Source organism: Romboutsia sp. 1001216sp1 (assembly GCF_039841805.1).
Classification (GTDB): Bacteria; Bacillota; Clostridia; order Peptostreptococcales; family Peptostreptococcaceae; genus Romboutsia_C; species Romboutsia_C hominis.
Genome location: NZ_JBDPHA010000020.1, coordinates 1 through 24,345, shown reverse-complemented (window position 1 = coordinate 24,345; position 24,345 = coordinate 1). Strand labels below are relative to the sequence as shown.

General features: G+C 27.8%; 22 protein-coding genes. 20 read left to right on the top strand and 2 right to left on the bottom strand.

Translation table 11 applies throughout. The annotated features are described in order from the left end of the window. Nucleotides 1-5 precede the first annotated feature (5 nt). Both ABHC41_RS13735 and ABHC41_RS13730 read right to left on the bottom strand, forming a co-directional pair. A complete protein-coding gene (locus tag ABHC41_RS13735; RefSeq protein ID WP_092923050.1) occupies nt 6-401 on the bottom strand; it encodes an HsmA family protein in 396 nt (131 codons plus the stop codon). Between the two features lie 5 nt (nt 402-406). Continuing rightward, nucleotides 407-838 carry a MarR family transcriptional regulator gene (locus tag ABHC41_RS13730; RefSeq protein WP_240276169.1) on the bottom strand — a complete coding sequence of 144 codons (432 nt, stop codon included), beginning with the start codon at nt 836-838 and terminating at the stop codon, nt 407-409. 161 nt (nt 839-999) lie between these two features. On the opposite strand from ABHC41_RS13730, the gene ABHC41_RS13725 reads away from it, so the two are divergent. From ABHC41_RS13725 to ABHC41_RS13630, 20 genes are all read left to right on the top strand, one after another. After that, nucleotides 1,000-1,995, top strand: coding sequence for an asparaginase (locus ABHC41_RS13725; protein WP_202819466.1), 996 nt, complete (start codon nt 1,000-1,002; stop codon nt 1,993-1,995). A 158-nt stretch (nt 1,996-2,153) separates the two neighbouring features. Continuing rightward, the gene (locus ABHC41_RS13720) at nt 2,154-2,801 is read left to right on the top strand and encodes a hypothetical protein (RefSeq protein ID WP_092923055.1); all 648 of its coding nucleotides are present in this window, start codon (nt 2,154-2,156) and stop codon (nt 2,799-2,801) included. Nucleotides 2,802-2,878: 77 nt separating this feature from the next. Further along, nucleotides 2,879-3,646, top strand: a complete 768-nt coding sequence (modA, locus tag ABHC41_RS13715) for a molybdate ABC transporter substrate-binding protein (protein ID WP_092923058.1) — start codon at nt 2,879-2,881, stop codon at nt 3,644-3,646. Between the two features lie 28 nt (nt 3,647-3,674). After that, nucleotides 3,675-4,355, top strand: a complete 681-nt coding sequence (modB, locus tag ABHC41_RS13710) for a molybdate ABC transporter permease subunit (protein ID WP_092923293.1) — start codon at nt 3,675-3,677, stop codon at nt 4,353-4,355. Between the two features lie 2 nt (nt 4,356-4,357). Beyond that, entirely contained in the window at nt 4,358-5,392 is a 1,035-nt protein-coding gene (locus ABHC41_RS13705) for an ATP-binding cassette domain-containing protein (protein ID WP_195238779.1), read from the top strand. A 110-nt stretch (nt 5,393-5,502) separates the two neighbouring features. Next, nucleotides 5,503-5,943, top strand: a complete 441-nt coding sequence (locus tag ABHC41_RS13700; RefSeq protein WP_166504841.1) for an NfeD family protein — start codon at nt 5,503-5,505, stop codon at nt 5,941-5,943. Nucleotides 5,944-5,984: 41 nt separating this feature from the next. Beyond that, nucleotides 5,985-6,977 carry an SPFH domain-containing protein gene (locus tag ABHC41_RS13695; RefSeq protein ID WP_092923296.1) on the top strand — a complete coding sequence of 331 codons (993 nt, stop codon included), beginning with the start codon at nt 5,985-5,987 and terminating at the stop codon, nt 6,975-6,977. A 375-nt stretch (nt 6,978-7,352) separates the two neighbouring features. Beyond that, nucleotides 7,353-9,356, top strand: a complete 2,004-nt coding sequence (gene glgB / locus ABHC41_RS13690) for a 1,4-alpha-glucan branching protein GlgB (RefSeq protein ID WP_240276166.1) — start codon at nt 7,353-7,355, stop codon at nt 9,354-9,356. Nucleotides 9,357-9,373: 17 nt separating this feature from the next. Continuing rightward, entirely contained in the window at nt 9,374-10,525 is a 1,152-nt protein-coding gene (locus ABHC41_RS13685) for a glucose-1-phosphate adenylyltransferase (RefSeq protein ID WP_271894373.1), read from the top strand. Between the two features lie 2 nt (nt 10,526-10,527). Further along, a complete protein-coding gene (glgD, locus tag ABHC41_RS13680; RefSeq protein ID WP_092923070.1) occupies nt 10,528-11,658 on the top strand; it encodes a glucose-1-phosphate adenylyltransferase subunit GlgD in 1,131 nt (376 codons plus the stop codon). Nucleotides 11,659-11,677: 19 nt separating this feature from the next. Further along, a complete protein-coding gene (gene glgA / locus ABHC41_RS13675; protein ID WP_092923073.1) occupies nt 11,678-13,120 on the top strand; it encodes a glycogen synthase GlgA in 1,443 nt (480 codons plus the stop codon). Between the two features lie 12 nt (nt 13,121-13,132). Then, nucleotides 13,133-15,553: a glycogen/starch/alpha-glucan phosphorylase gene (locus ABHC41_RS13670; RefSeq protein WP_271894372.1), complete on the top strand. Its 2,421-nt coding sequence runs from the start codon at nt 13,133-13,135 to the stop codon at nt 15,551-15,553. 4 nt (nt 15,554-15,557) lie between these two features. Then, nucleotides 15,558-17,399, top strand: a complete 1,842-nt coding sequence (locus tag ABHC41_RS13665) for a glycoside hydrolase family 13 protein (protein WP_092923079.1) — start codon at nt 15,558-15,560, stop codon at nt 17,397-17,399. Nucleotides 17,400-17,487: 88 nt separating this feature from the next. Continuing rightward, nucleotides 17,488-17,895, top strand: coding sequence for a single-stranded DNA-binding protein (locus ABHC41_RS13660; RefSeq protein ID WP_092923082.1), 408 nt, complete (start codon nt 17,488-17,490; stop codon nt 17,893-17,895). A 400-nt stretch (nt 17,896-18,295) separates the two neighbouring features. Beyond that, nucleotides 18,296-19,564 carry a dicarboxylate/amino acid:cation symporter gene (locus ABHC41_RS13655; protein WP_092923085.1) on the top strand — a complete coding sequence of 423 codons (1,269 nt, stop codon included), beginning with the start codon at nt 18,296-18,298 and terminating at the stop codon, nt 19,562-19,564. Nucleotides 19,565-20,075: 511 nt separating this feature from the next. Beyond that, nucleotides 20,076-21,551, top strand: coding sequence for an aminotransferase class I/II-fold pyridoxal phosphate-dependent enzyme (locus ABHC41_RS13650; RefSeq protein ID WP_271894369.1), 1,476 nt, complete (start codon nt 20,076-20,078; stop codon nt 21,549-21,551). A gap of 18 nt (nt 21,552-21,569) precedes the next feature. Next, nucleotides 21,570-21,983: an adenosylmethionine decarboxylase gene (gene speD / locus ABHC41_RS13645; protein ID WP_195238768.1), complete on the top strand. Its 414-nt coding sequence runs from the start codon at nt 21,570-21,572 to the stop codon at nt 21,981-21,983. A gap of 154 nt (nt 21,984-22,137) precedes the next feature. Next, nucleotides 22,138-22,992, top strand: coding sequence for a polyamine aminopropyltransferase (speE, locus tag ABHC41_RS13640; RefSeq protein ID WP_195238767.1), 855 nt, complete (start codon nt 22,138-22,140; stop codon nt 22,990-22,992). Then, on the top strand, nt 22,979-23,863 hold the full coding sequence (gene speB, locus ABHC41_RS13635) for an agmatinase (protein WP_195929209.1): 885 nt from the start codon (nt 22,979-22,981) through the stop codon (nt 23,861-23,863). The genes speE and speB overlap by 14 nt, the downstream gene beginning before the upstream one ends. Nucleotides 23,864-23,881: 18 nt before the next feature. Continuing rightward, a partial coding sequence (locus tag ABHC41_RS13630) for an S-adenosylmethionine synthetase N-terminal domain-containing protein (protein ID WP_271894365.1) occupies nt 23,882-24,345 on the top strand: 464 nt, incomplete at its 3' end.

The following is a 24,345-nucleotide window of genomic DNA, read 5'->3' as shown; positions in this document are numbered from 1 at the left end:
ATCTACTAATGCATCATTCCGATAAACATTCCAATAAAGTAAGGTATAAGCCATATAGACCAAACCACTATACTAAATTTATGGAATACTTTCTTTTGGTTTTCATTATTTTTATATAATACATAAGTTGCCCAAAAAGCATGAAATAGCATAAGAACTATAGCAAGTAAACCTGTTATCCCATGTATACTCTCTGCAACAGGAGAGATAGATAAATTTCCGCTAGAAGCTATACTAGTCATTGTAGTTGTACCTAATGTATCACATACAAGGCCTAACCAAAATATTATAACATGTTTTTTAGTTAAGGTATTAGCTCTTCTTTCGCTAAAAACACCTACAGTGTAAAATATAAGTGCGAATGTAATGAATGTAATAGCCATTATCAGTTTAGTACTCATAGTTGTCACTCCTTAATTTTAGATAAAATATTTTCTAAGTTTAGTTTAAGATCGTGTAAATCTTCATTATTACAATTTCTAAAAGTATTATCAAAACTTTTTTGAATCTTAGATCGAAACTCAAAAGCAAAAGACTTTCCTTTATCAGTAAATTTTAGATAAGTATTTCGTTTATCAGTTTCCTTTTTAAATTTCTCCAAATATCCACTCTGTTCAAGTCTAGTAACTATACCTGAAACAGTACCTTTTGCTAAAGACATTTTTTTGCAAAGATCAGATATTGTTAAATCATCATTGTGAGCAATAATTTTAATTACTATAATTTGTTGATAAGTCAAACTTTCTTCTTCAAAATTGTCTTCTATAGAATACATTGTCTTAGAGTAGAGCTCTTTTAATAGCAAGGTTATTTTAAAACAGTCATATTTTGAATTCAAAAAATCACCTCTATAATTTATTACCCAAAAAGTTTTTATGCAAACAATTAAAAGTTAAAAAGTGAATAATTTATATATAAACTAATTTCAAAAAGATATATAGACAAAGAAAAATAACATATAATAATTAATAAAATATTTTTTTAATAAGGAGGATTAAAGTGATAGGCGCAGTAAATACATATAGAGGAAGCCTAGTTGAGTGTAGCCATAATGTTCATATAGCTGTAGTCGATAGTAATAATAAGTTACTAAAGTATTATTCAAATCCAGAGAAAATTATATATGCAAGATCTAGTGTAAAACCAATACAGGTAATACAGGTTTTAGAGAGTGGAGCTTGTGAAAAATATAATATAAGTGATAAAGAAATAGCATTAATGTGCTCTTCTCACTCTAGTGAAGATTACCATGTAGAGGGGATAAATAGTATATTAAAAAAATCAAATCTTAGTGAAGATAATTTAAAGTGTGGAACTAAGGTACCATTTAACTTAGATGTATACAAGAATTTAATTAGGTCAGGAAAAGATATAACTAAAAAACATCACAGTTGTTCTGGAAAGCATTGTGGGATGTTGATTAGTGCTAAGGCTAATAAGGAAAATTTAGATGATTACTTAGAATTGAAACATCCGGTTCAGCAAAGAATATTAAATAATATGTCTAAGATATGTGGATGTGATAAGAAAGATATTTTAATTGGAATAGACGGATGTGGTGCTCCAACACATGCACTTAAATTAAAAAACTTAGCATATGGATTTGCACAAATGGCTAATCCAACAAATATATATGTAAAATCTGAATACATAAATAGAATAACTAAAGCTATGATTAGTTATCCCGAGATGGTAGGAGGAAGTGATAGATTTTGTACAGAATTAATGAAGGCATGCAAAGGAAGAATATTTGGGAAAATGGGATCTGAGGGTGTATATTTATTAGGAGATAAAAAAAATGGAATAGGTATAGCTGTTAAGACAGAAGATGGAAGTGATATATCCACCAACTGTGCAGTGGTAGAAACTTTAGATCAATTAGGTTTAATATCTAAAGAGGAAAAAGAAAAATTATCTAAGTTTCATAATCCAAAATTAAAAAATGCTAGAGGAAAAATTATTGGAGAAACAAAATCAGAGTTTAAACTTAGGTAATTTGTGGTAAGAATATAATATATTAAATTAATCAAAATAGAGATATATATATTTACAATAATAGGTATAATAAAAGTAAGATAAAATAAAGTATTTACAAATGTTTATATGGTAATTATAATTAAGAGATGCAAAATTTAACAACGAGGTGGCTGGACATGAAAAAGTTAGGAAACGTATTACATGGTTTAAAAGAAGAATTAACAGGATTAGCAGGGGTTATGTTAGCTTCAGAAAGAATGAATACACAAAGATGTATAGGAAAAGATTTAGATACAACTAAGACTATAATAGACCAAGATGTAGAAAAAGAAGAATTAACACAGGAAGAGTTAAATAAGTTAGGAAAAGAAATATCTACAATAGCGAAAGAAATAAAAGGGATATCAGGAGTTATGTTAACATCAGAGAGAATAAATACTCAAAGATGTATAGGAAAAGATTTAGATACAACTAAAACTATAATAGATCAAAGTGTTGATAAAGAAGAGTTTACAGAAGAAGAAATAAGCAATTTAGTAGAAGAAGCTAAGAATATGGTAGATACTATGTTAGTATCAGAAAGAATAAATAGTCAAAGATGTATAGGAAAAGATCTAGATACAACTAAAACTATAATAGATCCAAAAGAAGCCAAAAAAGAAATTGACAAAGAAGAAATAGGTAAAAAAGAAATAGAAAAATTAGTACATGAATTAAAAGGTTTATTAGCAGAAATGCTAGTATCAGAAAGAATAAACAGTCAAAGATGTATAGGAAAAGACTTAGACACAACTAAAACTATAATAGATAATAATAAAAAATAATTAAAACACCTACATTAATGTAGGTGTTTTTGATAATATAAAGATGTTATAAAAATTAATTTAGGGAGAAGTATATTATGAAAAAATTTAGCATCTTTATGATAATAGTATGTTTAATAGCTATTAGTATTTTAGGGTGTACAAGTAATGAAAATAATAAAAAACAAATCAGTGTTTCGGTAGCAGCAAGCTTAAAAGAGGCAATTTTAGAATTAAAAAAAGAATATGAACTTAAAAATAATAATGTCGAATTAGTCATAAATTATGGTTCATCAGGAACTCTAAAGCAACAAATTGAACAAGGAGCTCCTTGTGATTTATTTATCTCAGCAGGGAAAAAACAAGTAGATGAGTTAAATAAAAAAGGTATATTAAATAAGGAAAGTGTAAGAAATTTAGCAAAAAATAAGTTGGTTTTAGTTAGTAGCAATAATTCCAAAAATTATAGTATAGACGATCTTATGAGTGAAAAAGTTAAACATATAGGAATAGGGCATCCTGAAAGTGTACCAGCAGGAGAATATGCATATGAAACTTTAAAAAATTTAAACTTAGAGGAAAAAGTAAAAGATAAGTTAGTTTATGCTAAAGATGTAAAAGAAGTACTAGCGTGGGCTCAAGTAGAAAATGTGGATGTAGGATTTGTATATTCAACGGATGCAGTAAATAATAATAAAATTAATATTATAAAGGAAATAGATGATAAATACCATTCACCTATAATATACCCAATGGCAATAATAAAGGATAGCAAAAATATAGAAGAAGCTAAAGATTTCCAAAAATTTTTATTTAGCAAAGAGGGACAAGATATATTAAAAAAATATGGGTATAAGGAAATATAACTATAAAATAGGGGGAATTACATATAATATGAATTTTGATTTGACACCATTAATTATATCTATAAAAACATCTCTAATTGCAACTATTATAACAAGTATAATAGGAATTTTAATAGCATATCTTATGATGAATTATAAAGGAAAATTTAGAACCTTAATCGAAATAATCTTAACCCTTCCTTTAATACTCCCTCCAACAGTAGTTGGATTTTGTTTATTACTTATATTTGGTAAAAATGGGATAATAGGAAATATATTAATATCAATGAATAAAAATATAATATTTACTTGGTGGGCTACTGTAATCTCAGCAGTAGCAGTATCTTTACCAATTATGTACAGAAGTTTAAGATCGTCATTTGAACAAATTGATGAAAATATAATACTATCAGCAAGGACTTTAGGTCTTAGTGAGTGGAATATATTCAAAAAAATAATATTACCGCTATCAACACCTGGTGTGATAGGAGGTATAGCATTATCATTTGCAAGAGCAATAGGTGAGTTTGGAGCTACATTGATGATAGCCGGAAATATACCTGGAAAAACACAAACAATACCAATAGCTATATTTTTTGAGGTTGAAAGTGGAAATATGGCTATGGCTAGCTTTTGGGTTATGGTAATAATACTAATGTCACTAGGTATAATGTTAATACTTAATTATTGGTCTAACAAACAATTAAAAATAGTAGGAAAGAGGAAATAATAATGTCTCTATATATTGATATAGAAAAAAGGGTTGGAGAAAAGATATTAAAAGTGAAAATAAATCAAGAATGTAAAAAACTAGTTTTTTTGGGACAGTCAGGCTCTGGTAAGAGTATGACATTAAAATGTATTGCAGGTCTTGAAACGCCAGATAAAGGTAAAATTATATTAAATAATAAGGTATTATTTGATTCGGATGAAAAAGTTAACTTACCTCCTCAGGATAGAAAAGTTGGATTTTTATTTCAAAATTATGGACTATTCCCTCATATGACTGTAAAGAAAAATATAGAGATTGGAATAAGTAATTTACGAAAAAAAGATATAGAAGAATTATCTCAAAGGTATATAAATAAATTAAAGCTTAATGGATTAGAAAATAGGTACCCTTATGAATTGTCAGGGGGACAAGCACAGAGGGTAGCATTAGCTAGGGTTTTAGTTACAGAACCGGAAGTATTGTTACTAGATGAGCCATTTTCTGCGCTAGATTACCACTTAAGAAAAAACATAGGATTAGAAATAAATGAAATATTAAATGAATACAACAAAAATTCAATAATTGTTACTCATGATATAGAAGAAGCATATAGAATGTGTGAAGACATAGTAGTGTATGAAGATTTAGAGGCTAAGGTTAAAAGAAATAGACATGATCTATTCAATAATCCAAGCACAGTTTTAGAAGCTAAAATAACTGGATGTAAAAACATATCAAGGGTTAAGGTTTTGGAGTATAATACCATATATGCTATAGATTGGGATTTAATAATAGAGGATATAAATGCTAAAAAATTTAAGTACATAGGTATAAGAGAAAATAATATAAGCATAGATAAGGTAGAGGATTCAATAAGTAAAGAATTTGTAGTAGAAAATGTAATAGAAAACCCAGAAACGATAAGTGTCTTTTTAAGAAAAGATAAAAGTAAAAAAGCTATAGAAGTAAGATTAAAAAATAAGGATTTAAAGCTTGTAAGAGGAAATAGAGTTAGTATAAATATTAATAGAAATAAAATATATTATTTAAATTAGAGGAAAACTAGTAAATATTACAATATATTACAGAATTTATAATAAACATAGATATAAATTAAACAATGATATAATACAATTAATATATATTTATATTTAGGAGGGGGTCAATGAAACTAGTATGGTTAGTTGTAGCAATAATATTTGCTATAGCAGAAGCTATGACACCGAGCTTAACGTTAATTTGGTTTAGTTTAGCTGCTGTAATACTTATGTTTTTAAGTAGTTTTATAGAAAGTATAATAGTCCAAGTAATAATATTTGCTGTAATCTCAATAATTCTATTAATAATAGGTACTAGAAAGATAGTTAAAAAAGATAAAACATTTAAGTATAGTACAAATCTTAATGCTGTATTAAATAAAAAAGGCATGGTAACAAAAGATATAAAAGAAAATCAAATGGGATTAGTAGTAGTAGATAATGAAGAATGGAGTGCAATATCTATAGACAATAGTGAGATTTTAAAAGGTGAAGAAGTTATAGTGATGAAGATAGAGGGAGTTAAGTTAGTTGTAAGTAAACATGATGAAGTATCTATAATTAAATAAAAAGGTATATAAATTATTTAGGAGGATGTATTATGTTTGAAATGATAGGGAATTTAGTAATACCGATACTTATAATAGTAGTAGCAATTGTTATTGCTCTATCTTGTGTAAGAGTGGTAAAACAGTCTAGGGTAGGTATAATAATGAGGCTAGGCAAATTTAGAAAGGTAGCAGACACAGGTGTTCATTTCTTAGTTCCATTTTTAGATCAGATGAGTTATATAATTGATTTGAGAGAAAATGTTGTTGATTTTCCTCCTCAACCAGTTATAACAAAAGATAACGTAACTATGCAAATAGATACAGTTGTTTATTACAAAATAACAGATCCTGTAAGATATGTATTTGAAATAGCAGATGCTATTACAGCTATAGAAAACCTAACTGCTACAACTTTAAGAAACTTAATAGGTGAATTAGATTTAGATGAAACTTTAACGTCAAGAGATGTTATAAATACAAAGATGAGAGCTATATTAGACGAAGCTACTGATAAGTGGGGGATAAAAGTAAACAGGGTAGAGCTTAAAAATATAATGCCACCACATGATATACAAGTAGCAATGGAAAAGCAAATGAGAGCTGAGAGAGAAAGAAGAGAGGCAATACTTCAAGCAGAAGGTAATAAATCAGCTTCAATACTTCAAGCAGAAGGAGAAAAACAATCAGCGATACTTAGAGCAGAAGCTAAGAAAGAAGCCATGATAAGGGAAGCTGAAGGTTTGAAAGAATCCTCTATATTAAAAGCACAAGGGGAAGCAGAGGCTGTAAAAGAAATGGCTATAGCTAAGGCACAAGGAGAAGCTGAAGTTATTTTAAAGGTTCAAGAAGCAACAGCTAAAGGATTAAGAGAAGTATTATCAGCTATGAAGGAATCTGATGTGGATGAAAGAATACTAGCTTTAAAATCTATAGAAGCACTAGAAAAGGTTGCCCAAGGAAATGCAACTAAGTTAGTATTACCTTCTGATACAGTAAACTTCTTAGGAACTTTTAAAGGTATAAAAGAAGTCTTAAGTGATGGTAAAAATTAAAGAATAAAAAAATACCGCTAGATGCATACTTGCATCAAGTGGTGTTTTTTTATTGCTTACAAATCATTTAATCCTAGTAAATTTTGTTACTTTGTATATAAAATAAATGGATTACTTAGAAAATAACATTGTCAAAAAAATAATTAAACTAATTAACAACAAAATTAAAAAATGTATTTGAAGTTTATTAACAAATTATATAAGTAGAAGATTATACATAATTCTATTAAATAATGGTATAGATATAGAATATTATGTTAGAATTACACATCACATGACTGAATTTTACTATAAGTTATTTGTTAATTATAAGACTTACTGATATATAATTATATACTATACAGGGGAAAATGAGAGAGGATTGAAAATTTATTTATGAAATATAAAGAAGCAACATGTAATAAATCTATTATAGAAAATATAAAAAAATTTAAAAGTGGTGAGTCCTATAATAGCTATAAATTTTTAGGATGCCATATTCGTGATAATATTACTTCATTTACATTGTGGGCTCCAAATGCAAAGCAAGTTTATTTAACCGGGGACTTTAATAATTGGAATCTGTATCAGTATACAATGAACAATCTAAATAATTTAGGATTTTGGTATATATCTTTAGAAAATATAAAAGAAGGTTGTTCTTATAAATACCATATAATAGGAGCTGATGGAAGTAAAAAACTAAAATCAGATCCGTATTCTAGATTCTCAGAGAAAAGGCCAAATACAGCATCTATTGTATATAAAGAAGATGATTATAAATGGAATGATAAAAATTGGAATATACAACGAAAAAAACAAAATACTAATGAAATTCCAATAAATATATATGAGGTACATTTAGGTTCATGGAAAAGAAAATGGGATGGAGAGTTTTTTGATTATAAAGAATTATATGAACTAGTAGACTATGTAAAAGATATGGGATATACCCATATAGAAATTTTACCAATAACAGAACATCCATTAGATGAATCTTGGGGATATCAAACAACAGGTTATTATAGTAGCACAAGTAGATACGGACCACCAGAAGAATTTAAAAAGTTTATAGATAGATGCCATCAAAATCAAATTGGAGTTATATTAGATTTTGCATATAGTCATTTTTGTAAAGATGATCATGGTCTATATAAATTTGATGGGTCGGCTCAATATGAGTATGAAGAACCGTTAAAAGCTGAAAATATAGGATGGGGCACTGCACATTTTGATTTGGGAAAGCCAGAAGTAAAGAGCTTTTTAATATCTAATGCATTATATTGGTTTAAAGAATTTCATATAGATGGTATAAGAGTTGATGCTGTATCAAGCATGCTATACCTAGATTATGATATAGGCCAGTGGAAGCCTAATAAATATGGTGGAAGAGAAAATTTAGAGGCAATAGAATTTATTAAAGAATTCACAAAGATTATTTATGAAAATGTAGAGAATCCTTTGATAATAGCAGAAGAATCAACTGCTTGGCCTATGGTTACAGGACCTACCTATAAAGGATCACTAGGTTTTACATATAAATGGAATATGGGATGGATGAACGACACATTAAAATATATGGAAATGGACCCTATATATAGAAAATATCATCACGAGCTTATAACATTTTCTTTTATGTATGCTTTTTCAGAAAATTTTATACTTCCTCTATCTCATGATGAAGTAGTTCATGGAAAGAAATCTCTTTTAGATAAAATGCCTGGAGATGAGTGGAAAAAATTTGCAGGCTTAAGAACTCTATATGCATATTACATGATACATCCAGGAAAAAAATTATTGTTTATGGGAAATGAATTCGCTCAAGATATAGAATGGAGGTATGCATATGGGCTTGAATGGGAATTGTTAGAGCGAGATCAACACAAAAAAATTAAAGAATATGTAAAGAAACTTAATCATTTATATAAAAATGAAAAAGCTTTATATGAAATTGATAATAGTCATAAAGGATTTGATTTTATAGATCCGCATAACAATGAACAAAGCATAGTAGTACTTATGAGAAAAGGTAAAAAAGTAGAAGATTTTATTATAGCTGTAATAAATTTCACACCTATAGTGCATTACGATTATAAAGTTGGAGTACCGTATGAAGGTACATATGAAGAAGTTTTCAACTCAGATGATGTAATCTATGGAGGTTCTGGTCAAACAATGAAAGGTTCAGAACTTTTCTCAATAAATTCAAAATGGCACAACAAAGAACATCACATAAAAATAAAAGTACCACCATTAGGGGCAACCTTTATAAAAGGAAAAAATCTTAAAAAAATTAAATATGAGATGGATAAGGGGAAAAAGATATTAATCGGTGGGTTAAGTCAAGATATAAAACGTATAAATAATAGCAAGATATTAGTAAAAAAGAAAAAATTATAAATTAGGGGGAAAAGCCATTGAAAAAAGATATTTTAGCTATGATTTTAGCAGGGGGACAAGGATCAAGATTAGGAGTGTTTACAAAAAGAATTGCAAAACCTGCAGTTTCTTTTGGTGGAAAATATAGAATAATAGATTTTGTATTAAGTAATTGTACAAATTCAGGAATAGATACTGTTGGAGTTTTGACTCAATATAGACCATTAATACTAAATTCACACATAGGTATAGGTAGTCATTGGGACTTAGATAGAATAAATGGAGGAGTATATATATTGCCTCCATATATGAATGAGAAAGAAGGAAGTTGGTATAGAGGAACAGCTCATGCAATACATCAAAATATGAGCTTTATAGATGATTATAATCCAGAATATATACTTATATTATCTGGGGATCACATATATAAAATGGACTACAACAAAATGTTAAATTATCATATCGAAAAGAAATCAAAAGCCACAATAGCTGTAATAGAAGTGGGGTGGGATGAGGCATCTAGATTTGGAATAATGAATACTAAAGAAGATGGAAGTATATATGAATTTGAAGAAAAACCTAAAAATCCAAAAAGCAACTTAGCATCTATGGGTGTATATATATTTGAATGGAAGATGTTAAGAAAATACTTTATAAAATCAGAGAAAGAAAATTTAAACTATGATGATTTTGGCAAAGATTTAATACCAAAAATGTTAGAGGATAAAGTAGATATGTTTGCATATCCATTTAAAGGATATTGGAGAGATGTAGGTACTATAGAAAGTTTATGGGAAGCTAATATGGACCTTATAAGATCAAAAGAGGTATTAAATTTACAAGATCCAAAATGGAAAATATATACTAATACAATGGCAATGCCACCGCAATATATTGGTAAAAATTCTAACATAAATGAATCATTAGTAGCTGGTGGGTGTGTTGTGCTAGGAGATGTTAAGAGTTCTGTATTATCCCATGGCGTTACTATAGGTGAAAATAGCAATATATCAGACTCTGTGATAATGCCAAATGTCACAATAGGAAAGAATGTGGTTATAGAAAAAGCTATGATAGGTGAAGGTGCAGTAATAAAAGATAATGTAATTATAAGAGAATGTGAAAAGATAAATGTTATTTCTGAGTATGATATTGTTGATGAAGAGCTAATTTCAGAAGGGGTGATGTAATAATGAGAAATAAATGTATGGGGATAATAAATTTAAATAAAAAGGGAGATCCAAATATAAGTAAATTAAATTATGCTAGACCAATAGCATCTACACCTATTGGTGGAAGATATAGAATTATAGATTTCACTTTATCTAATATGGTAAATTCAGGCATAACAAATATAGGTATATTTGCGAAAGAAAAATATAGGTCTTTGACAGATCACATAGATAGTGGAAAGGACTGGGATTTAAGCAGAAAGAAAGGTGGATTATCTATATTTAGTCCAGAACATACGGAACATCAAAATGTGTATCCGTATAGAGATGGAGATATATATAATTTATTATGTAATATAGAGTATATTAAAAGAAGTGAAGAGGATTATGTATTAGTTTCTCCAGGTTACATGATATGTAATATCGATTATTTAGAGGTTTTAAAGTATCACAAAGAATCTAATAATTATATAACGCTTATATATAAAGAAATTGACAATGCAAGAGAAGATTTTAAAGGCAATATAACATTAACCTTAAATGATAATAATGATGTATTAAATATGGGTACTAATATAGGGGCATTTAATAAGGCTAATATATACATGGAAATGTATATTATGAAAAGGTTAGATTTTATACATATAATAGAGAACCTAACAAATACAGGAGATTTCATGTATTTAGAAGATTATATATTTGATGTGGTAAAACATAAAAAAGTAGGGGGATTTAAATATGCTGGATATCTAAAATGTGTAAAATCTGTAAAATCATATTTTGAAACAAGTAAGGACTTATTAGATATAAATATAGCTAAGGAATTGCTTTATTCAGATAGAAAAATATTAACTAAGGAAAAAAATGAAGCTCCAACTATATATACTGATAGTGCTAATGTAGAAAATTCTTTTATTGCAAGTGGATGCTTAATTGAAGGAAATGTAAAAAATAGTATTATATTTAGAAAAGTTCATATAGAAAAAGGTGTTAATATAGAAAATTCTATAATAATGCAAAATTGTGTCATAGGGGAGAATAGTAAATTAGAAAATGTGATATTTGATAAAAACATAGTTTTATCAAAAGGTAGAGAATTAAAAGGTGATGAAAATTATCCTATAGTTATAGAAAAGAATATAAGTATCTAATTTAAGGGGGAAGTAGTTAGTGAAAGTTCTTTATGTTACGTCAGAATGTTGGCCATTTGCAAAAACAGGGGGATTAGGAGATGTATCCTATGCCCTTCCAAAAGCATTAAAAAAAGAAGGGGTAGACATTAGAGTAATACTACCTAAGTATTCAACTATACCTAATTATCTGAAAGAGAAATTAAAAGAGGTAGCAGTATTTAATGTAGAAGTGGGATGGAGAAATCAATACTGTGGACTTTTAGAAATGGAGCTAGATGGAATTAAATTTTATTTCATAGACAATGAATACTATTTTAAACGTGAAGGTGAAATTGCATACTTATATGGATATGATGATGATGCAGAAAGATATACTTTCTTTAGCAATGCGGTACTAGAATCTATGTCTATAATTGATTTTTACCCAGATGTAATTCATATGAACGATTGGCATACTGGAATGATACCATTAATATTAAAAGAAAAATATAGTCATTTAGAAAAATATAGAAATATCAAAACTATATATACTATCCATAATCTTCAATACCAAGGTGTATTTTCAAATAAAGTATTACCAGATGTATTAGGACTTCCACAATCCTATTTAGATAATGGGGATGTAGAATATTACGGTGGAGTTAACTTTATGAAGGCGGGAATAGTATTTAGTGATAAAGTTACTACTGTGAGTCCAACTTACTCAAGTGAAATACAAACAAAGTACTATGGATATGGCTTAGATGGATTGCTTTTATCAAATAATCACAAATTAAAAGGTATACTTAATGGAATAGATTATGACTTAAATAATCCTTCAACAGATAATGAATTATTTTTTAGATACGATATAAATAGCATAGATAATAAGGTAAAAAATAAATTAAGACTACAGGAAATATTAGGTCTTGAGGTAAATGAAGAGATACCTCTTATAGGTATAGTATCAAGATTAGTATCACAAAAAGGTTTTGATTTAATATCTTATATTATGCCTGAAATACTTAGGGAAAAACTTCAAATAGTGGTACTAGGAACAGGAGAACATCAATATCAATCTATGTTTAATTACTATGATTCAAAATATCCTAAAAAAGTTTCAGCTAGAATAATATTTAATAGCTCTCTTGCTCAACAAATATATGCAGGAAGTGATATGTTTTTAATGCCATCTTTATTTGAACCTTGTGGTATAGGTCAAATGTTAGCTATGAGATATGGAACATTACCGATAGTTAGGGAAACTGGGGGACTTAAGGATACAGTTAATCCATATAATAAATATACTGGAGAAGGAAATGGATTTAGTTTTAAAAACTATAATGCACATGAAATGCTTTTTTGTATACAAGAGGCTGTAAGAACTTATAATGATAAAGAAAAATGGAGAAGGTTAGTTATAAATGCAATGAATACCGATAGTAGCTGGGAAAAGTCAGCTAAAGAGTATATAAAGACTTATAAAGATACTCAGAATTAAAGGGGAGATTCTATGGTCAGAATTACAAAACAAGAATTTAAAGAAATGTTTAATTCAAAAATATATAGCATCTATGCACACTCTATAAATGAAGCTACAAATGAACAACTTCAAATAGTTTTAAGCAGCGTTATAAAAGATATAATAGCTAAGTATTGGGTAGATAATAGACTTAGTACTAACAAAGAAGTTTATTATTTTAGTATAGAGTTTTTAATAGGTAGACAATTAAAATCCAATTTATTAAATTTACAAATAGAAGAAGTGATAAAAGAAGGTCTAGAGGATATGGGAATAGATTTAGATGATTTAATATGTGCAGAAAAAGATCCAGCTTTAGGAAATGGTGGTCTTGGAAGGTTAGCAGCTTGTTTTCTAGACTCAATGGCATCGCTTAATATAAGTGGTCATGGATACGGTATAAGATATAAGTATGGTTTATTTGAGCAAAAATTTATTAATGGATATCAAGTAGAAGTACCTGATAACTGGCTTTTACATGAACAATACTCTTGGGAAAGTATTAGACCAAATAAAGCTGTAGTTGTTAAATTTGGTGGAGAGGTTTATTTAGAAGAAGACAATGGAAGACTTAAAGCAAAACATCATGGTTATATACCAGTTATGGCTATGCCATATGACATACCAATAATAGGATATGATAATGATTGCATAAATACATTAAGATTATTTAAAGCAGAAATCTTAAATAGAGATTTTGGAATTAATACATTATATGCAAATACTTTTACTGGTAGCTATGAGCAAGCCTTAAAATATAAATACTACACAGAAGAAATATCTCAAGTTTTATATCCAAACGACTCAAATCATGCAGGAAAACTTTTAAGATTAAAGCAAGAATACTTTTTAGTAAGTTCAGGAATACAAGATATAATAAATAAATATAGAAAAAATAAGTTTGATATACTAGATTTTCCAAAACATATAGCAATTCATATAAATGATACACATCCAACATTATGCATACCAGAACTTATGAGAATTTTACTAGATGAAGAGGGATTATCTTGGGAAGAAGCTTTTGATATAACAAAAAATACTATATCCTATACGAATCATACAATAATGGCAGAAGCTATGGAAAAATGGCCTGTAGATATGATGAAAGAGCTATTACCTAGAATTTATATGATAATAGAAGAAATAAATAAGAGATATGTAGAATATCTGAATCATAAGTATAATGATAATGAAAAAATAAGAAGAATGAGTATAATATGTGATAATAACATAAACATGGCTAATCTATCTATAATAGGGAGTTATAGTGTAAATGGAGTTGCAAAGCTTCATACAGAAATATTAAAGAAAGAAGTTCTAAGTGATTTTTATGAAGATGATCCAGGTAAATTTAACAATAAGACTAATGGTATAGCTCATAGAAGATGGCTTATAAGTTGTAACGAAGACCTTAGCAACTTGATAACAGAGCATATAGGTAATAGATGGAAAAAAGATACAGAAGAATTAAAAAGGTTAGAAGATTATAAAGAAAACAGAAATTTTTTAAAGAAATTAGAGTGTATTAAGATAAAAAATAAAACTAAACTTGCCAATTTTATAGCTGAAGAATATGGTATATGCATAAATCCAGAATCAATCTATGATGTACAAATAAAAAGATTACATGCGTATAAGAGACAGCTATTAAATGTACTTCATATTTTACACTTATATCATGAGTTATTAGAAAATCCAGAACTTGACATTGTACCAAGAACATTTATATTTGGTGCAAAGGCAGCACCAGGGTATCACTTGGCTAAATGTATAATAAAGTTGATAAACTCTGTGGCTGAAAAAATAAATAATGATAAAAGCATAAATAACAAGATAAAATTAGTATTTATAGAGAATTACGGCGTGTCTTTAGCTGAAAAAATAATTCCATCAACAGATGTTAGTGAGCAAATATCAACAGCTACAAAAGAAGCATCAGGAACTGGAAATATGAAATTTATGATGAATGGGGCAATAACTTTAGCAACATTAGATGGTGCAAATGTAGAGATATATGACCAAGTAGGTGAAGAAAATATCGTTATATTTGGACTTAAAGCATCTCAAGTATTAAATTACAATAAATATGGAGGATACTCATCTTTAGATCTATATAACTCTAATTTTAAAATAAAGCGAGTTGTAGACGATCTGGTAAATGGATTTATTCCAAATATATCAAAAGAAGGTAGGGTTATATATGATTCATTAATAACATATAATGATGAATATTTTGTACTAAGAGATTTTGAAAATTATATAGAGGCCCAAAGCAAGATAGATACTTTATATAGGGATAAAGAAAAGTGGAGTAAAATGTGTCTAATTAATATAGCTAATTCAGGTATTTTCTCTAGTGATAGAACTATATCTGAATATGCAAAAGACATTTGGTTTAGGGGGTGCTAGATAAATGGGAAATATAATAACTTATAATTCCTGGGAAGATAAAGCTCCTTTTGGTGCTTTAAAATTAAACCAAGAGTTTAGAATAACAGTTAAAGTTAATGAAAATTATAATGTAAAAGACATTTCCTGGGTAATTTTAAAGGAAGATGTAGAAATAGATAAAATAAGTTTGATAAAAGAGAATAAAAAATACTATAATGGTGAATTTAGTGGATTTAATGAAATAGGTTTATATTTTTATTACTTTAAAGTAGAAGTTGAAATAGAAGGAGAAATTAAAGTAATATACTATGGAAAAAATATAGAAGATGGAAGTTGTATAGAATACCAATATAATAATATAAACAAATATCAAATAACAGTATATGATGAGTATAATGCACCTACTTGGTATAAAGAAGGGATATTATATCATATATTTATAGATAGATTTAATAATGGGAATAGAAATAAGAAGATTAATAATCCAAAGAAAAATAGCTTTTTATATGGCACTTGGGATGATGCCCCTATGTATATAAAAGATGAACAAGGAGATATAATAAGATGGGATTTCCATGGTGGAAATCTAAAAGGAATAATTGATAAATTAGGATATCTTAAAAAACTGGGTGTAAGTATTATATACCTAAGCCCAGTTTTTGAGGCATCTAGTAATCACAAGTATGATACAGGAGACTACAAAAAGATTGATTCCATGTTTGGAGATGAAGAAATATTTAAGGAATTAATTGATAAAGCTAAAAGCAAGGGAATAAATATTATATTAGATGGAGTATTTAGTCATACTGGGGCAGATAGTAAGTACTTTAATAAATATAATAATTACAATGAAGTAGGTGCATACCAATCAAACCATTCAAAATATAGGGATTGGTACAGATTTAAAGAGAATAGCGACGAATATGAGTCTTGGTGGGGAGTAAAGGATCTTCCAAATGTTAATGAGCTTAATGAAACTTATATGAATTATATAATAAATGATGATGATAGTGTTATAAATAAATGGACCAGTATGGGTGTTAAAGGTTGGAGATTAGATGTATGTGATGAGTTACCATCGGAATTTATAAAAGAATTTAAGTTAAAACTTAAGAATATAGATAGTGAAGCTGTTTTAGTAGGAGAAGTATGGGAAGATGCATCTAATAAAATTAGTTACAATAAAAGAAGGGGATATCTTTTAGGTAAAGAACTTGATTCTGTAATGGGATATCCATTTAGAAAAAATATATTAGAATTTCTTAAAGGAGTAATTTCATCAAATCAACTTAATAATAAATTTTTAGAAATAAAGGAAAATTATCCAAAGGAAGCCTTTAAGTCTAATTTAAACCTATTAGGGAGCCATGATGTCACAAGAATTAAAACAGAACTTAACGAAGATAATAAATTATTAAAGATTGCAGTAGCAATACAAATGACCTTTGAAGGAGTTCCATATATATATTATGGAGATGAAGCAGGACTTTGTGGAAAAACAGATCCAGATAACAGAAGAACCTATCCTTGGAAGCATGAGGATAAGAATATGATTGAGTTTTACAAAAGCCTTACAATTATAAGAAATAAATATAAAGCTTTATTACGAGGGGAAACTGAGTTTATAAACACGAAAAATGATGCTGTATTTTCATATATAAGATATACAAGTGATGAAAAAATATTAATTATAATAAATAAATCAGACAATGAAGAATGTATAGAGCTAAACTTAGGAAAAGAGGCAAGAGGGATAGATTTAATTAAAGATATCCAGGTAGAATTAAACTTAATTGAAAAAGAAGCTGATACAATAAATTTAATTATTCCTCCTAAAGATTTTAAAATAATTAATATAAAATAATAATATTTCTATATAAATATAAAAATGTATAAATATACCATTATGTGTATATAATTCAACTAAAATACGTAAAAAAGGAAGAGAAGCTATGAATAATGTTATTTTAGTTGGAAGATTAACTCAAAATCCAGAAATTGAGTATATAGGTCAAAGAGCAAAATCCAAATTTACAATAGCAATTAGTAGAAATTATATCAATAAAGAAGGAGTACGAGATGTAGATTTTATACCAGTAGAGATTTGGGGTAGACAAGCAGAAATATTTTGTAAATATGTATTCAAAGGAAGAAGAATTGGTATAGAAGGTCAAATTAGAGTTAAAAAATATAAGACAAAAGATGGAGTAAATAAAACATATACTAATGTACTTGCAAGTAGTTTTAAATTTTTAGATAACAAAAAGAATGATCCTACACAAGAATACTTTGCTTCAAATGATATATTTGAAAAAGAAAACTCTAAAGAAGAGACTATTGAGGAAGTATTCCCTTTTTAACTATGTAAAAATATAAATTTATAACTAAAAATAATTAAAAATTAAAAAAATTTCTAAAAAATAGAATAAGGGTTTATAAACCCTTATTCTATTTTTTGTTTAATTTATAAAATAAAATTTTAAAATATAGGATGAAATAATAAGTAAAAATTAAAAGATACTTAATAAAAAAATATCTACTATATAAAATAACGAATTTGAATTGTGTAACCAAATAAAATAAAGTTAATTTAAAAAATATAGGTTTAATATATATATATGAGATAAAATAACTTTAAAAAAATAAAAAAAATAATGTTATAATCAAATGGTACTTTAATTTTTAATGTACAATTGGACGGAAATTGTGTATAATAAGCATATAGAAAGTTAAAAAAGTTCGAGAGGAAGGAAATTTTAAATGAAGAAAAAACTTACATTAACTAGTAAAATCTTATTAGGATTATTACTTGGATTTATATTCGGATTAATAGTAAAACAATTACCAACAGGATTTATAAAAGATACATTATTATTAAATGGGATACTTAAAGTATTTGGAAATGGGTTTACAAGTGCTATAAAGATGATGGTGGTTCCTTTAGTATTTGTATCATTAATATGCGGTATAGCATCTATGGGAGATGTAAAGAAGTTAGGTAGAATTGGTGGAAAGACAATGCTATTTTATCTAGGAACAACAGCAATAGCTATAATAGTTTCTCTTATATTAGGAAACGTATTAAAGCCAGGTAGCGGTATAAGCATGGGAGCTGTAGAAATGGGGTCAGTAGCAATAGGAGAAAGTAAGTCAATAACAGATATTATATTAAATATAATACCAAGCAACCCAATACAAGCTTTAGCCAGTGGTGAAATGTTACAAGTTATATTCTTTGCAGTGCTTATAGGTATATCTATAAGTGTGGTGGGTAAAAAAGCAGAGCCTATAAAGGTTTTATTTGAAAGTGCTAATGAAGTATGTATGAAAATGGTCAATATAATAATGTTATTTGCCCCATATGGTGTATTTGCTCTAGTTGCTAATACTTTTGCAACAGTAGGAACTGATGCTATGATAGGTCTTATGAAGTATGTATTAGTAGTATTACTTGGATTATTGGTTCATGTAGTAGTTGTATATGGAGGATTATTTAAATTATTTACTAGACAAAAGATAAAACCATTTTTAAAGAAATTTACACAAGTAGCAGTAGTTACATTCTCAACAGCATCAAGTAATGCATCTGTACCAGTTAGTTTAGAGATAATGGAAGAACTAGGTGTAGGAAAGTCAACAAGATCGTTTACAATACCTATGGGAGCTACAATAAATATGGATGGAACAGCTATAATGCAAGGTATAGCAGCATTATTCATAGCTCAAATATACGGTATTGATTTAGGAATGAATGATATGATAACTATAGTATTAACAGCAACTCTTGCATCTATAGGTACAGCAGGTGTACCAGGTGTTGGTATGATAATGCTATCTATGGTTTTACAATCAGTAGGACTTCCACTTGAAGGAATAGGTTTAATAATGGGAGTTGAAAGAATAATAGACATGTTTAGAACTACTGTAAATGTTATGGGAGATAATGTATGTACTCTTGTAGTAGCAAATAGTGAAAAGGATATAGATTTAGAAAAGTACAATAAAGAATCTGAGAAGTTAGTAGCTTAATATAAATACAAAATAAATAAAGAGGCGAATAATAAATTTATTATTCGCCTCTTTATTTATTTTCAATTAATTAATACCATAGAAAGAATAGAGAATATTATGTTAATGTCTACGTAATGAAATTAATTTTTTTATAGAAATGTATAAAAATAGAAAAATATTTAATATTATATATTTTTGAAAAAAGTTTAGTTATTATATACTTAAATATTAAAAAAAATAAACTTGAAGTATTGATAAAACAAATGAAATTCTAAAAAAATAAAATTATAAAACTTTTAAAAATTTACTAATACTAAACTATAAAAAAATTAATATTAACAATATGGTTTGAAAAGGTGTGTATATATTGTAAATGCTAGGATTTGAAAAAATAAAAAAGTCTTGATAAAAAATAGAAAAGTTAATATAATAAATTATGGTAGTTTAATAAAGGTAAATTTTAAGTGTAAAAATAATAATCTTAAATTTAAAAAATAATTGAATAAAAATATAGAAAGGAGGTTGGGATATGAAAGTTAATGTCGAAAAATGCGTTAAGGATTACCAAGAGGCTCCATTATTAAATTCATTAAAAGATTATTCACAGATGGATATAGTATGTTTTGATGTACCAGGTCATGTAAGAGCACAAGGTGTAGAAGTACTTAATGATTATTTTGGAGAAAATATTATGAAAATGGATATAAATTCATCTCCACTTATGGATAATGTATCTAACCCAAGAACTATTATAAAAGATTCTCAAAATATGCTTGCTAAAGCTTATGGTGCAGATGAAGCATTTTTTATAACCAATGGTACCACGGGTGCTATACATATAATGATTTTAAGTACCATAAATCAAGGGGATAAGATACTTATTCCAAGAAATATCCATAAATCGGTTATAAATGCACTTATACTTTCTGGAGGACACCCAATTTTTATACAGCCAGAGTTTGATAATTCATTAGGGATTAGTTTAAATGTTAGTTTAAATTGTATAAAGGATGCATTAGATAAACATAAGGATATAAAAGCAGTGTTTTTATTAAATCCAACATACTATGGAGCATGCTCAGATATAGAAGAAATAGTGAAATTATGTCATAGTAAAGGCGTATTAGTATTAGTAGATGAAGCTCATGGTGCTCATTTTAATTTTAATAATGACTTACCAATTTCAGCAATGAATGCAAAGGCCGATATGTCTGCAGTAAGTATTCATAAAACGGGAGGAGCGTTGACACAAGCTTCAGCACTTTTAGTAAATAGCAAAAATATAGATGTGAATAAAGTACAACAAACTATAAATATGATTCAATCCACATCAGCATCATATTTATTAATGGCGAGTATTGATGGGGCTAGATTAAATCTAGAAACTAATGGAGAGTCACAATTATCAAGAGCATTAAATTTATCTAGATATGCAAAATATAAGATAAATAAAATAAAAGGTATTAAGGTAATTTCTAAAGAAATGCTAGAAAATAATGGTGTAGAGTCAATAGATGAGACTAAACTTTGTATAAATGTTAGAGGGTTGGGCTTAACAGGATTTGAAGTCTATGACTTATTATATCAAAATTATAATGTTCAAGTTGAGCTGGGAGATATTTATAATATACTAGCATTAATATCAATAGGAACAACAAAGTCAGATGTAGATAAGCTTATAAAAGCTTTAGACTCTATTTCAAAGTCTAACATGTCAAATGAAAAAATTAAATATATAGATATTAAGCAAATAAACCCTATTGTAAAACTCAAACCTAGGGATGCTTTTTATAAAAATAAGGAAAGTGTAATTTTGGAAGAAAGTATAAATAGAGTTTGTGGAGAATCTATAATGGCTTATCCACCAGGAATACCAATAATAGCTCCAGGAGAGATTGTAACTAAAGAAATAATAGAATATATAAAAACTCTAAAAGCAAATAATGCGTACTTAACAGACATGAAAGATAAAACTTTAAATACTATAGTAGTTATAAAAGATTAAAATAGGAGAGTGATATTGATGAAGTTTGAGACACTTGGACGTCATATATTAGTAGAATATTACAATTGTGATGAGGAAATACTTAGAGACCCTAAACTTATAGAAAAGTTTATGAATGAATCAGCATTAAATGCAAAAGCAACAATAGTAGATTCTGTTTTCCATCATTTTAACCCATGGGGAGTATCAGGAGCAGTTATAATAGCTGAATCTCATTTAACAATACACACATGGCCAGAATACGGATATGCAGCAGCAGATTTCTTTACTTGCGGAGATATAGACCCTTGGAAGAGCTTTGAACTATTAGAAGAGCTTTTAAAAGCAGAAAGAAGTGAATCTACAGAAATACCAAGAGGATTAACAGCTAAAATACAAAAATTATCAAAAAAAGATTTAGGTAAAATTACTCATAAACCAGAAGCTATATAAGTAATAAATACCTAAATAAAATAAATAAAATTAAAATAAATTTGAATCTATATTATAACATATAAATAAAAAATACACAAATTAGTCCACAAATAAATATAGGACACATAAATATAAAAATTAAAATAAATTTGAATTATTAGGAGGAACTTTTATGGAACTTTGGTACACAGAGGAATGGACAGATAATGTACGTTTTTCAATAAAAGTAGATAAGCATTTATTTAGTGATAAGTCTGATTTTCAACAGGTAGATGTATTTGAAAGCAAGGAGTTTGGAAAGTTTCTAACATTAGATGGACTTATGATGGTAAATTACAAAGATGAATTTATATACCATGATATGATAGTTCATGTACCTATGGCAACTAATATGAATATTAAAAATGTATTAGTAATAGGTGGAGGAGATGGAGGTACTGTAAGAGAATTGACTCGTTATCCTCAAATAGAAAAAATAGATATGGTTGAAATAGATAAAATGGTTGTGGATGTGTCTAGAAAGTATATAGATATATGTGCATGCAAATTAGATGATGAAAGAGTAAATTTATACTATGAAGATGGTGTAGCGTTTGTCAAAAATTCTAAAGATGCATCTTATGATTTAATAATAGTAGACTCAACTGATCCAATAGGACCAGGAGAAGGATTATTCTCAGTAGATTTCTACAATGATTGCTACAGAATATTAACTACTGAAGGTATACTTGTAAATCAGAATGAAAGTCCATATTTTGATTTTAATGCTAAGGAAATGAAAAGAGCAAATGAAAAAATAAATAAGATATTTCCTATAGCAAAAGTTTATCAAGCTCATATACCAACTTATCCATCAGGACATTGGTTATTTGGATTTGCATCTAAGAAGTTTGATCCAATAAAAGATCAAAATAAAGATGATTGGGAAAAATTAAATTTAAAGACTAAATACTACAATAGTGATATACATAAAGGTGCATTTATGCTACCTCAATACGTTAAGGATATGCTAAATGAAAATAAATAAATTTTCACATATAAGTACATTTATGGGAATGGAAACTTCCTATGAAGATGCAGATGTAGTAGTATTTGGAGCAGGGTTTGATGGAACTACTTCAAATAGACCAGGAACTAGATTTGCAAGTAGTGCTATGAGACCTGAGTTTTATGGACTTGAAACATATAGTCCAATATTAGATTTAGATTTAGAGGATTTTAAAATATGTGATATTGGGGATTTAGAATTAAGTATAGGAAATACAGATAAAGTTTTAGAAGAAATATATATAGGAACTAAAGAAATTGTAAATGATAATAAGGTACCTTTTATGATAGGAGGAGAACATCTAGTTACTCTTCCAGCTTTTAAAGCTGTACATGAAAAATATGATGATGTATTTGTAATTCACTTTGATGCTCATACAGATTTAAGGCAAGAATATAACAACAATGAAAACTCACATGCTACTGTAATAAAAAGAGTATGGGATATAGTTGGAGACAATAGAATATTCCAATTTGGAATAAGATCTGGTACAAAAGAAGAGTTTGAATTTGCTTTAAAAGATAAGCATACCTATATGGAAGTTGAAACTATAAATACTTTTAAAGATATAATAAATAAATTAGATGGAAAAAATATTTATATAACTATTGATTTAGATGTTTTAGATCCATCAATATTCCCTGGAACAGGAACTCCAGAACCGGGTGGAGTAACATATAGAGAATTTAGAGAAATATTTACTATATTAAAGGAATCAAATATAAATATAGTAGGTTTAGATATAGTTGAATTAAGTCCTGACTATGATAGTACGAATGTATCTACAGTTGTGGCTTGTAAAATATTAAGAGAACTTTCTCTTGTAGCAGCGGATAATATAAAAAAATAAACGAAAGGTGAGATGAAAATGGCAAGACATTTATTTACTTCAGAATCAGTAACAGAAGGGCATCCAGATAAAATCTGTGACCAAATATCAGATTCTATACTAGATGCATTATTAGAAAGAGATCCACATGCAAGGGTAGCTTGTGAAACAACAACTACAACTGGATTAGTATTAGTAGCAGGAGAAATAAGTACTAATACATATGTAGATATCCCTAAATTAGTAAGAGAAACAGTAAGAGAAATAGGGTATGATAGAGCTAAATATGGATTTGACTGTGATACTTGTGCAGTAATAACTACAATAGATGAACAATCAGGCGATATAGCTATGGGTGTTGATGAAGCCTTAGAAAATAGAGAAGGTGAAACAACAGAAGATGAAATAGAAAAAGTTGGAGCAGGGGACCAAGGTATAATGTTTGGTTTCGCTTGTAATGAAACAGAAGAGTTAATGCCACTTCCAATATCTTTAGCTCATAA

Excerpts from the sequence above, each read along its gene's own strand:
- ABHC41_RS13735 (WP_092923050.1), bottom strand. The coding sequence starts at position 401 with ATGAGTACTAAACTGATAATGGCTATTACATTCATTACATTCGCACTT.
- ABHC41_RS13720 (WP_092923055.1), top strand. The coding sequence starts at position 2,154 with ATGAAAAAGTTAGGAAACGTATTACATGGTTTAAAAGAAGAATTAACA.
- modA (WP_092923058.1), top strand. The coding sequence starts at position 2,879 with ATGAAAAAATTTAGCATCTTTATGATAATAGTATGTTTAATAGCTATT.
- modB (WP_092923293.1), top strand. The coding sequence starts at position 3,675 with ATGAATTTTGATTTGACACCATTAATTATATCTATAAAAACATCTCTA.
- ABHC41_RS13705 (WP_195238779.1), top strand. The coding sequence starts at position 4,358 with ATGTCTCTATATATTGATATAGAAAAAAGGGTTGGAGAAAAGATATTA.
- ABHC41_RS13700 (WP_166504841.1), top strand. The coding sequence starts at position 5,503 with ATGAAACTAGTATGGTTAGTTGTAGCAATAATATTTGCTATAGCAGAA.
- ABHC41_RS13695 (WP_092923296.1), top strand. The coding sequence starts at position 5,985 with ATGATAGGGAATTTAGTAATACCGATACTTATAATAGTAGTAGCAATT.
- glgB (WP_240276166.1), top strand. The coding sequence starts at position 7,353 with ATGAAATATAAAGAAGCAACATGTAATAAATCTATTATAGAAAATATA.
- glgD (WP_092923070.1), top strand. The coding sequence starts at position 10,528 with ATGAGAAATAAATGTATGGGGATAATAAATTTAAATAAAAAGGGAGAT.
- ABHC41_RS13670 (WP_271894372.1), top strand. The coding sequence starts at position 13,133 with ATGGTCAGAATTACAAAACAAGAATTTAAAGAAATGTTTAATTCAAAA.
- ABHC41_RS13665 (WP_092923079.1), top strand. The coding sequence starts at position 15,558 with ATGGGAAATATAATAACTTATAATTCCTGGGAAGATAAAGCTCCTTTT.
- ABHC41_RS13660 (WP_092923082.1), top strand. The coding sequence starts at position 17,488 with ATGAATAATGTTATTTTAGTTGGAAGATTAACTCAAAATCCAGAAATT.
- ABHC41_RS13655 (WP_092923085.1), top strand. The coding sequence starts at position 18,296 with ATGAAGAAAAAACTTACATTAACTAGTAAAATCTTATTAGGATTATTA.
- ABHC41_RS13650 (WP_271894369.1), top strand. The coding sequence starts at position 20,076 with ATGAAAGTTAATGTCGAAAAATGCGTTAAGGATTACCAAGAGGCTCCA.
- speD (WP_195238768.1), top strand. The coding sequence starts at position 21,570 with ATGAAGTTTGAGACACTTGGACGTCATATATTAGTAGAATATTACAAT.
- speE (WP_195238767.1), top strand. The coding sequence starts at position 22,138 with ATGGAACTTTGGTACACAGAGGAATGGACAGATAATGTACGTTTTTCA.
- speB (WP_195929209.1), top strand. The coding sequence starts at position 22,979 with ATGAAAATAAATAAATTTTCACATATAAGTACATTTATGGGAATGGAA.